We start from the raw sequence: 9207 nt of genomic DNA, 5'->3' as shown, positions 1-9207 counted from the left end.
TAGCAATCAGCCTGAATTAGTAAAGCAAGAGTTATGGGGGATATTATTAGCGTATAACTTAATACGTTATCAAATGGTATTAATGGCAAAGTCACTCGATGGAATACATCCTAACCAACTAAGCTTTCATGGTGCATCCATGCATATTATCTACGAGTTAACGATGTTGCCATTTTGCTCACCAGGAAATATCCCAAAGCATGTGATGAATATAACAAAAAGTGCGAAACAATTTGTTTTGCCAGCAAGGCGAGAGAGGCGTTCCCCCCGAGAATTGAAATGTTCAAAAAATGGCTACCCGCTTAAAAAAAGAAATGCCGTTCACCTTAAGTGAACGGCATTACGGTTAATACCGAGATTTATTTGGCGAACACCGTAGTGCTAACTCTGACTGAGTATTGTTTTAAGGTTGTTTGGAGTGCTTATTACGCGATATGTTGTTTAATGCTTGTTGCAACACTTTCAGCACGTGGCCCTAAGATAACCTGTGCACCATTATCACCAATTTTTAAGACCCCCATCGCGCCCAGTTGTTTCAACTTGTCTTCGTCAAAACAACAACTGTCAACTACTGTTAAACGTAAGCGGGTAATACAAGCATCTACATGCTTAATGTTTTCTGCGCCACCTAATGCCTGAATAAATGCTTCAGGTTTTTCTTTTGAGGCAACTTTGTTACCTTCTTCATCCGTAGTTTCTGCTGGTGGAGCAGGAGTCGATAGTTTGAATATCTTAATAGCAGCGTAGAAAGTCACCGCGTATAAGAAGAAGTAAGCAATAATCAGCGGAATAAGTGCCAGAGGTTTTGTTGCAAGTCCCCAATTTAAGACAAAATCAATAGCACCAGCGGAGAAGCCAAAGCCATGTAAAATACCCATTGAATTAGTAATTATCACTGCTAGTCCACTGAAGACAGCATGCATTACATAGAGAGCTGGTGCAATGAATAAGAAGCTAAATTCGAGCGGCTCTGTTATCCCTGTTAAGAATGAAGTGAAACCTAACGATAGTAACATGCCTGCAACCAGTTTACGCTCATTCTTTGGTGTTGCCAGGTACATTGCAACAGCAGCACCAGGCAAGCCCCCCATCATAACAGGGAATGCCCACGCCATGTAAACACCAGCAGTATCATCACCAGAGAAGAAGCGGTTTAAGTCACCACGTGCAGCGTCTTGTGCAATAGATGTAATCGTAGAACCATCAATGTTCGGTATTACTTGGCCAATAGACAACGATGACACTAGCTCAGGTGCTAAACATACTTCTTGTAATGAAGAGGCGACTTCATAACCAACTTTCACACACTCACCAAGACTAAACCAGAATACTGAGTGTAAAAAATAGTGCAGGCCGAATGGAATTAGAGCACGGTTCATAATACCGTAAATAAAGTGCCCAATCGAGCCACCTTGAGATACCCAGTGACTAAACGCATCGATCGCGTTTTGTACATACATCCAAACTTCACCACAAATAAAGGCTGCGACTAAACACAATAAACCAGACATTATTGGTGTTAGACGCTTACCTGCAAAGAAGGCTAAAAAGTCAGGTAACCTAACCTGATAGAAGCGATTATAAGCATGACCAGAAATAATACCGGCGATAATACCAGCAAAGAAACCTAATCTAACCTCCGGATTAATAACAATGGTCGCTTCGGTTAATACAAAATAACCGATAACCCCGGCAAGTGCAGCAGCACCTGAACCATCTTTAGATAAACCAACAGAGATGCCAAGAGCGAATAATAGAGGTAAGTTACTAAAAATACTGCTGCCGGCGGTAGCAATAAAGGTAATATCGAGCAAATCAGGCTGCCCAAAACGCAATAATATTGCCGCGATCGGCAGGGTTGCAATAGGCAGCATTAATGCTTTACCTAAGCGCTGGAAATATGTGAACATAGTTTTATACCTTTTATTTTTGTTTGCAAAATGTGTAAATTCACCACCACTCAGGCTCATTGATTTGGGAGAGCAAGTGAGCACTGAATGGCGGGAATTTACTTAAAGTTTCTATTGCCTTTTGTTTTCTCGCGGCAGGTTGCTTATGCTGGCTAAGAATAAGGCACTATCAAACTCACTCACTGAGTCGTAACCTAATGCTCGCCATAATGATCGCGTACTTTTCCCATAACTTTTTACCACAAACAATAAGCAGTCTTGACGAGTTTGGTTGACATGCGGTTTAATGTAAGTAATGAAAGATTTCACGAATTTCTCCTCTTTACTGATGATGTTTTGACTGTAACGGTTAAAAAAATAAGAGGTAGTACAATCACATTACATGTAAGTACTATTCCATCACCTGCTGTCATCCCTTCTGTTTTTAAGTACAATATTTGCAAAAAGTAATACTATTAAGCACTATGTGAAAGGCGATGTATGAATATGAAAGCGATTATTGAAAAAGTGCCGCAACGTTTAGGTATGTCATGGCGTTATAAAAAAATTGTTGAACCTGCAAAACCTTGTTCTTGGCATTTCCATCACTAAATATCGTCACTGAATATCGAACGCTCCAACGTAGTTAACATATGGTTCACGGCTAATGCTAAATCCGGTGCGCTGTCGATCAGCGTACCGTCTAAATCGACTTGTTTTTTGGTAAATTTCAATTGTTTTGACCGTGATATAAATCAATTATAGAGAGCAGTCATTACGCCTGTAATATTCAAAAAATAACTTCTGATCAGGGTTGTTGGAATTAGCCAGGGCTAAAAATCCATTACGTTGGTTTGAAGATATTTAATCTAAACTCGGGATAATGGGCATTAAAAAACATTGAATTAACCTATAATTCAATGCCGAAATTTTTGTTCCTACCAAGGCAAGTTTGTAAAGTAATAGCAGGCTATTACAAGCAAACTTAACGCAGAGAGGGGCAAAAAGAGCGGTATTGAGGAATGTCGCTTATTCCGAGTCCAGATTATTTAAGATTGTAACGCGACTGGGCTGTGATATTAACTCAGATAAGTCGATGAAAGAGGCTGTATAAAAATCAGCGGATGAGTATCAACCAAAGAGTCATTCACACATAAATTAATATGCTAAATCTAAAATAATTTACTCAGACATAGATAATAAAAAACCGCTATAAATTGATATTTATAGCGGTTTTTTTCTTAGTTAACCTGTTTAATATATCTCAAATAGGCACTGCGAAGTCGCTGGCTGTTTTCTTCAAAATAGACAACTGACATTCTATCGCGATTATTATATTGCCTGCTTAGGTTATGCTGTAAACCAATATCAGCCCCAAGTCCGGTACCAAGGTTGTTATGTTCCTCTCCAACACGAGTTTGGACTGCATAGGTAAATTGGTCGATACCACGAACTTGCACATATCCTGGAGACATATCACGCCATAGGGTTAACGGTATTGCTAACCCTAATGTTACAAACTGCTCAGATTGTGCAGCATCCTCTTCTGTCGACTGCTGGAAACTAGCATCAAGTCTGACATCCCCTAACCAGTGGCTAGTGGTTAATTTAAAGCCTGTATCGCCTTTTCTAAATTTTCCGGCCTGCGCTTTAAACTGCCAGTCCCATTCCGGCACTGATATTTGATAATTTCCCAAGGTGGTTGCACGGTTTGCAACAACTCTTCCTTGTTCATCCAGCTCATCTTTGTATCTAAATTCACTAATCTCAAAACCTAAGCTATTGCGGCCGCTCTCAGAAACCCACTGACTTTCATTAATTAGGCCCACATAACCACCATAAACATAACCGCCTGAAAACTGAGTCATAATATTAAAAGGTATTTGAAATGCTTGATGTAATAAAGCACGATCGACTTTGTTTTCGAAGCGGCTATTCTGCCATATTTTTCCATCATCATAATCATCACTATTTGAGACAGGTAATAGATGACGAAGATCAACGGCAGCCCCTTTCCAAAGAGGGGTATAAATATTGGTCGCTAATGCTAAAGAGTAATCGTATACACCATATTCCGTTGCATCATTATGACGTAAAGCAGGTGAAAGGATCACCTGCGTACGGCCAAAACCAGATTGTTCTTTTTCATCAAACCAGGCTGTATTTTGATAAGCAAGCTGTACATCACTGCTCTGAAACTGCAGATCTTTACATTCTTCACCTGTTTTAATAAATTCACGGTAACAGTCTGCAGATGTCACCACTTTGAAAACAGGAATATCATTAGTTAAGCTGTATAACTCAATATTTTGGCGCGATTCATCAATGCCTAAATCAGCAAACAGGCCCTTACCTGCATAGCTTGAGATAATACCTAACGCTACCCCGATACCATCAAGCTGGTTTTGGTTATAACGACGGTTCTCTAACGCGATAAAGATTTTGCGGTCATTATAAGCGATCCTTATATTTAAAAATCCTTCATCCTTTAATGCTTTTTTCAAAGCGTTGAGATCTGCAGAGTCAGTTTTTTGCTGTTCAATGGCGATTAAATCTAGTGTTGTAAGATACTCTTTATTTGTAAAGTCCTGCGCTTGATTAAAATTAAAACCAAGCAGCGGAATAGAGGCATTAACCGACCAGATATGCTGGTTATTGTCAAAGCTGGAGTCATGGCCGGTATGAATTTGATACTGCACTGCTAATTGACTCTTTAACGGTAATAAACCTTCTGGCGTAAATAATTTTGCCGCGCTGTTAACTTGTGAGGCATCGTATTCAGCAATGAGCTGCATAAATGATAACGGCTGCAGTTCAACTAAACCAAAAGCACCATTCATAATGTCATTACTTAGTTTCGACTGACCATAACCAGCACTAAGACGAACGGGATAATCGCTAAACTCATAATCAGCAACACCATAGACGGCTTCAAAATTATTAGCGGCACCTCCAACATCTTGAATACCAACAGCTAGATTTAATCCGGTATAATCATAAATAAAGGGCAGCTGATATTTAAAAGAGGTTGAAAGATCGCGTATACCACAGCCGCTTTCCAAATAAAGATTACAATCATAGGTTTGGGTTACCACTCGGCCGCCAACTTCTAAACCTTGAAATAAACCAACACTAAAGAAATGATTATCAAGTTCAGCAATTTTTTGCTGGTACGGTACACCTCTACCATATAAATAGGAGAAATCACCATGATCCATTACTTGTGCATTAGGGGTTAATAAACCACCGGTAAAGCTTTGCGATGATAATAAATTGTCCATACCTTGTGCTTGTATTGCAGCAGGAAATGACCACCAGAAGAGCATAGGATAAATAAATTTAGAAAAACGCATATAGGGAAACTCAGAAATTAAGGTAGAAAAAAGGCACTCGAAAGTGCCTTAAATTTAGCGAGACTGATTAAGCTCCAGTGGAGTCATCGGAGCCGCCGCCAGTACCACCAGTACCACCTGTTGGCGGGGTAGTTGGATCGACTGGAACGGCCTCTTGAGCTGGAGGTAATGTAACCGTAGCCTCCGGATCTGCAACTGCACCATCAACTGTCGATTTAGGAATTTCTAAGAAAATATCATCACCCGTTCCATCAGCCGTGCTTGATGGATAAAGCGGATAGGTTGTTAATACTGTTGCTGATATTGCTTCCGCAGCGGCGCTTAATTCCTCAGCAGTTGCACTCGTATCTGCATTTAGGATTGTATCACTTAGCACTGCTGTTGTTGCTAATAGTTTTGATTTAGATGCAGCAGGTAAAGACGCTGCAACTGCTTCGGTATTAAGCAGTAAATCAGAAATTGAAACACCGTCATTTAAAAGAGAATCTAAACCTAAGTCCGTTAGAACTTGAGTTGCAGCAGCTTCAGTATACGGCTCATCACCTAATGATTTGGCTATTAAAGTAGAGAGCGGTGTCCCAGTCGTTAAGTTACCAGCAACAGACATACCTTTAGGAACAGTATAACTAACACCAGCCATGCTTTTACCATTTGACATATCAACAGAGTTGCTCCGTGCAACAAATAAAAGAGAGCAGGTCTCTGGTGTTGTCACAACAGTTAACGGGGTAATATTTACCTTACCATATCCATCTGTTACGCCTGCTGCACCTGCAGTGCCGTCGGTACAAGAATATGAAACATCCATATTAGCAACAGCAGGATCGAATGCCTGCGTATTATGTACAGCTCTATCATCATTCCCAAAACAGCCGCCAAGTAATGCACTTGCGATCAATGTAGATAAAATTTTATATTTCACTTTGCTTCCCTTACTTAAGTTAGTTTAAATTGAATGTAAAAATTAACGTTTAGCTGTTTTTTGAAATGATACTTACGCACCAAAAGATAACTTTACACATTTCCTTGACTTTTTATTGCCTTAACAGTCGTACATTGAGTTATATATTTCAATTAATTAAGTAGCTTTATTAAAAGCTGTCAAATAAACATTAGATTCATAATCTGAAATAAACAATAAAATAAATTGATGTTGCTCTCAATTTTATTTATTTATGATAACAAGTTATGGTAGTGAATTCAAAGAGAAATCAAACAGTAAGACCTGCCGGTGCACCGAAATAATTAAAAACTTAAACAAACAGCTATTACAACAGTCCTCATCTCTTCATTTTTTTTAGCCGGTTGTTGATCAAACAGCAGCATAGCGAATAACGATCCTGGTTTTGATAACCCGAGCGCTGGTATAGATCCCCCTATTGTGAATGATTCTGACTTTAATAACCCAGAGGCAGGCATAACTCATCCGATTGAAAAAGAACGTCAATAACTTAATAAACCAGAAAACACACCTGCAGGCGGAACTTTATAAGCAGAATGGCTATCGTTGGAGAGACTGGTGAATGGCTGTCAGTTACTGCTGACGGGAAGTGGCTAAGTAGATTATTGTTAGCCTAGATCGAACAATAAAAGTCAAATTTTCATATCATACTTGCGGGTTAGGTAACACAATTTTTCACACCATCACCCCATCGAGCAGATACTTGATTTCTCAGTTTCAGGAAAATGGAGTTGTTCTACAGCCTTAGTTTGTTCAGACTTAGATATAAGACAGCTATCATTACAGCCCAGCAGTTTATCATTTTCATTCACACAGTTTATTAATTGATCATCGTCACGATCCAACTGTTTAACTTATTAGGCCGCTAATGCTAATGTCACTAAGATCATTCTTTTTAAAGGCAACTGCTATGCTGAAATCACTGCTTCAAGTATTAAAAAGTCTAACCAAAGTAAACGAAAACTTAGCGCAAGAGGTAGATGATATTCTGCAGGCTATAGGCGGGCTAGAAAACATCTCTGATGCCGGCGCTTGTGCAACAAGACTAAGATTAACCTTGCTGAATGCAGAGATCATTGACACAGCAGCGCTGAAAAGAAATGGAGCAATTGAGGTTGTGCCCGTCGATAAGAATCACATTCAGATTATCTATGGAATGAAAGCCAACAGTTATTATCAGCTGATCGATCAACGCTTAAACTGAGTTCGTTCAAGCGGATTTTCCTATTTCCAAGAAGCGAGTTACAGCACTAAGCCCCCCCTTTGTTAAAGGAACTGCTCAACCTGCAGCAAGGCAGTAACCAGCACACATATAAACTATCTGCTTTTAAGCCCGGCAAACAACTCTGCAAAACTACTTTTCTAAGCACTGTCCTTGTCTCTTTTGGACTCTAACACCGCATCCCGCACCAGCCAGAAACGAGCCATATCAGCTGCTGAGATAACTTTCCCCCGCTCCTGTCACTTCCCCTGCAGCGTCTGAGCGGCCGTCTGCTCATGCACCCGCAAAGTCATATGATCATAAACTGACGACAGAGATGATAATCCTAACTGCAGCGCAGAATTCAGTTTTTTGCGAGAAGTTTGGCCACTGATATTTAACTAACTGACACTGCATAGTAATTCCTTCTTGTTATTATTTATAAACAATAACAAGAGCAGACAGGCAAATAAGCGCTTAGCAGCAAAATCTCAGTATATTTCAACTGTTTCATACAAAACTGTTCGAAATTAAAAACAGCAGGTCATCTCAGAATGACAATATTATGGGAGCGATCTTCAAATTGAATCATTTTTTCATTTTTCAATTCAGCAAGAGTTTTACTTACAGTAAAAGGTGATATAGCAAGGCGTAATCCAATTTCTTTGCGTGATATTTTTATTTGTATACCGTCAGGGTGTGTCATTGCATCAGGCTTATTCATAAGTATCAAGAAGAGTTGTTTCAGTCGAATTGAATACGAGTAGTTTCTCGAAATTAGTTTTTCTTTACAATTATTCAGCTGCATGGCTATTTGTTTTGAAAAGTACCACAATATTTGAGGAGAAGATAAAATGATACCTTTAAAAACTTCGGAAGGCATTTCAGCTACTTCACATATTTCATTTGTTTTTACATAGCTATCATATGTTTCAGCTTTTTGTCCCGCAAAAAAAGAAATATCGCCAAACAAATCACCAGCACCTAAATCAAATAAAAGAAGCTCTTTTGATTTTTTATGTTCAAATTTAATAAAAGACTTAGCACTGCCTTTAAGTAAAAAACGAACAGAATCCTTATTAATATCATTTAATATCTGTTGGGCAGAGTACTGTTGAATATTGCACTCTGGTAATAATATTTTTAATATTGATTGAAAGGTCATTACTCTCTATCTTCTCTGTTATTAATAGTATGTTTAAAATAAACAGTACGATTTTTACACAAAAATAGGCAAACACCTCCTTAATTCAACCTTACAAATAACAAAGCACGCTTATTCAGAAGCAAAATAACTACTTTAAACAAAAAAAACACTGCGCACTCAACCTTTGCCATATCCGGCCACACGTATATTCAAAGCAGATTAAGCTTACAAAAATCTATGTCTATGCCTTCTCCGGTTTAAGTTCAACCTTTAAACAACAAACACCACCTTATTAAGGGTAAGCGTCCGGCCAACTACACTGGCTCGAGTTTTACGTTCCATGGCAAGAGCGAATCTATCTCATCTGGCTGATTTGATAACTGTTCAAGGCAGTGCATTAAGTAGTTAAAGGGCATTAACCCGTTTGCTTTCGCCGTTTCGATAACGCTATAAAGAATCGCACTGGCTACAGCTCCATTTTTAGTATTAGCAAACAACCAGTTCTTACGACCAATAACAAATGGTTTGATCGCCCGCTCTGCACGATTATTATCAATAGATAATTGACCGTCATTAATATATTGCACCAGCTTAGGCCACTGATTAATGCTGTAACTGACGGCTTTTCCAAGCGCACTTTTCGGCGGTACTTGCTC

Annotated in this window: 8 protein-coding genes and 1 pseudogene; 2 read left to right on the top strand and 7 right to left on the bottom strand. The window is 39.1% G+C overall.

Going from position 1 to position 9207, the window contains the following annotated elements; all coding sequences use genetic code 11:
• A pseudogene (locus tag G327_RS27245) lies at positions 1-334 on the top strand (IS4 family transposase); the annotation flags it as partial.
• A 91-nt stretch (positions 335-425) separates the two neighbouring features.
• Here the strand turns inward: G327_RS27245 and nagE are convergent.
• The 5 genes from nagE to G327_RS0123265 form a co-directional block, all read right to left on the bottom strand.
• The gene (gene nagE / locus G327_RS0123280) at positions 426-1910 is read right to left on the bottom strand and encodes an N-acetylglucosamine-specific PTS transporter subunit IIBC (RefSeq protein WP_019617215.1); all 1485 of its coding nucleotides are present in this window, start codon (positions 1908-1910) and stop codon (positions 426-428) included.
• Positions 1911-2021: 111 nt separating this feature from the next.
• The gene (locus tag G327_RS27240; protein ID WP_211217271.1) at positions 2022-2219 is read right to left on the bottom strand and encodes a hypothetical protein; all 198 of its coding nucleotides are present in this window, start codon (positions 2217-2219) and stop codon (positions 2022-2024) included.
• Between the two features lie 278 nt (positions 2220-2497).
• The gene (locus G327_RS27595; RefSeq protein ID WP_281167246.1) at positions 2498-2623 is read right to left on the bottom strand and encodes a hypothetical protein; all 126 of its coding nucleotides are present in this window, start codon (positions 2621-2623) and stop codon (positions 2498-2500) included.
• Positions 2624-3130: 507 nt separating this feature from the next.
• Entirely contained in the window at positions 3131-5242 is a 2112-nt protein-coding gene (locus G327_RS0123270; protein WP_019617213.1) for a YjbH domain-containing protein, read from the bottom strand.
• A 67-nt stretch (positions 5243-5309) separates the two neighbouring features.
• Entirely contained in the window at positions 5310-6164 is an 855-nt protein-coding gene (locus G327_RS0123265) for a hypothetical protein (protein ID WP_019617212.1), read from the bottom strand.
• Positions 6165-7113: 949 nt separating this feature from the next.
• Here G327_RS0123265 and G327_RS0123260 point away from each other — a divergent pair.
• Positions 7114-7407, top strand: a complete 294-nt coding sequence (locus G327_RS0123260; RefSeq protein WP_019617211.1) for a PTS sugar transporter subunit IIB — start codon at positions 7114-7116, stop codon at positions 7405-7407.
• 541 nt (positions 7408-7948) lie between these two features.
• Here the strand turns inward: G327_RS0123260 and G327_RS0123250 are convergent.
• Positions 7949-8569 (bottom strand): helix-turn-helix domain-containing protein, encoded by a 621-nt coding sequence (locus G327_RS0123250; RefSeq protein WP_019617210.1) that lies wholly within the window; start codon positions 8567-8569, stop codon positions 7949-7951.
• A gap of 296 nt (positions 8570-8865) precedes the next feature.
• The coding region (locus G327_RS25520) for an IS66 family transposase (RefSeq protein WP_019617209.1) at positions 8866-9207 on the bottom strand (342 nt) is incomplete at its 5' end.

The sequence above is a fragment of the Psychromonas ossibalaenae ATCC BAA-1528 genome (assembly GCF_000381745.1).
Classification (GTDB): domain Bacteria; phylum Pseudomonadota; class Gammaproteobacteria; order Enterobacterales; family Psychromonadaceae; genus Psychromonas; species Psychromonas ossibalaenae.
Note: the sequence above shows the minus strand (reverse complement) of the source record. Positions and strands in the feature narration are given on the sequence as shown.

Excerpts from the sequence above, each read along its gene's own strand:
- nagE (WP_019617215.1), bottom strand. The coding sequence starts at position 1,910 with ATGTTCACATATTTCCAGCGCTTAGGTAAAGCATTAATGCTGCCTATT.
- G327_RS0123270 (WP_019617213.1), bottom strand. The coding sequence starts at position 5,242 with ATGCGTTTTTCTAAATTTATTTATCCTATGCTCTTCTGGTGGTCATTT.
- G327_RS0123260 (WP_019617211.1), top strand. The coding sequence starts at position 7,114 with ATGCTGAAATCACTGCTTCAAGTATTAAAAAGTCTAACCAAAGTAAAC.
- G327_RS0123250 (WP_019617210.1), bottom strand. The coding sequence starts at position 8,569 with ATGACCTTTCAATCAATATTAAAAATATTATTACCAGAGTGCAATATT.